Annotated in this window: 1 protein-coding gene; it reads left to right on the top strand. The window is 71.6% G+C overall.

The annotated features are described in order from the left end of the window. On the top strand, positions 1-1,510 hold a 1,510-nt coding region (locus E2651_RS43020; protein ID WP_167829084.1), incomplete at its 5' end, for an AAA family ATPase. Between the last annotated feature and the right edge of the window lie 209 nt (positions 1,511-1,719).

Here is a 1,719-nt window from a genome sequence, read left to right as displayed (position 1 = left end):
CGCCCCCCAGCCGCCCATCGACCCCCGCACCGGCGCCGCCTGGCCGCAGGCCGTGCAGCACGATCAGCGGGAGCGGACCAACCCCGGGGCGCCCCTCGGGTACACGGCCGCCGTCGAGCTCTCCTCCGACCGGCTTCTGCGCAACACCAAGCCGAAGGCCAAGAGCAGCCGGCCCGCGTCCGGCGGGTCCCGATTCAAGCTCGGCGGCAAGAAGGAAGAAGCCGAGCGGCAGCGGAAGTTGGAGCTCATCCGGACTCCGGTGCTCTCCTGCTACCGGATCGCCGTCATCAGCCTCAAGGGCGGCGTGGGCAAGACGACGACCACCACCGCGCTGGGGTCCACCCTGGCGACCGAGCGGCAGGACAAGATCCTCGCGATCGACGCCAACCCCGACGCCGGTACGCTCGGGCGCCGCGTCCGGCGCGAGACCGGGGCCACCATCCGCGACCTCGTCCAGGCGATCCCGTACCTCAACTCGTACATGGACATCCGGCGGTTCACCTCGCAGGCCGCGTCCGGGCTCGAGATCATCGCCAATGACGTCGACCCGGCCGTGTCCACCGCCTTCAACGACGAGGACTACCGGCGCGCCATCGACGTACTGGGGAAGCAGTACCCGATCATCCTGACCGACTCGGGCACCGGGCTGCTCTACAGCGCCATGCGGGGTGTTCTCGACCTCGCCGACCAGCTCATCATCATCTCGACTCCGTCCGTGGACGGTGCGAGCAGTGCGTCGACGACGCTGGACTGGCTGTCGGCCCATGGGTACGCCGATCTGGTCTCGCGGTCCATCACCGTCATCTCCGGGGTGCGCGAGACCGGAAAGATGGTCAAGGTCGATGACATCGTGTCGCACTTCGAGACGCGGTGCCGGGGTGTTGTCGTCATCCCGTTCGACGAGCATCTCGCCGCCGGCGCCGAGGTCGATCTCGACATGATGCGGCCGAAGGTGCGGGAGGCGTACTTCAACCTCTCGGCGATGGTCGCCGAGGACTTCGTGCGGGCTCAGCAGCAGCAGGGGCTGTGGACTTCGGACGGGAATCCGCCGCCGACTGTGGCTCCGCCGATGCCGGGGCAGGGGCAGGCGCAAGGGGGTTACCCCGCGCCGGGGCAGCAGGGGCCTGCGGGGCAGGTGCCGCAGCAGCCGTACGCCCCTCAGCAGCCGCAGCAGCCGGTGCAGCCGCAGCAGCCGGGCGTGCAGCAGCCGTATCCGCAGCCCGGGGCTCCGCAGGGATGGCAGAACGCTGCTCCGCCGCAGCCGTACCAGGGAGCTCCGCCGCAGCCGTACCAGGGAGCTCAGCCGCAGCCGGGCCAGCTGCCTCCCGCCCAGCCGCAGGGCGGGCAGGCACAGCAGCCGGTGCAGCCCGGTCAGCCGTACCAGCCCGGGGCTCCCTTCCAGCCGGGGCAGCCCGTGCCGCCCGGCGGCCTGCAGGCCCCGGCCCCGGCCCCGGCCCCGCACGGGACTCAGCCGCAGCCTCCGGAGGCGCAGCAGCCGCCCCAGCAGTAACCCCGACCCAACTGGGCCCGCACCGCTCCCTGGTGCGGGCCCAGTCCGTTTCCCAGCCGCCTCATTGCCCGCTCACCCGGCACTGGGGAGCTGTGCCCACCCGTTCCGCCCTGCGGAACGCCTGCCCACAGCCAGGCACACAAGCGACGCAGGGCGCGTCTTCCCGCCGCGGGTCAGGGCTGTCTCTTATACACCTCTGACGCTGCCGA

Source organism: Streptomyces sp. MZ04, assembly GCF_004684775.1.
Taxonomy (GTDB): Bacteria; Actinomycetota; Actinomycetes; order Streptomycetales; family Streptomycetaceae; genus Streptomyces.
The sequence above is the reverse complement of the archived record's forward strand: the minus strand, read 5'-3'. Positions and strand labels throughout refer to the sequence as shown.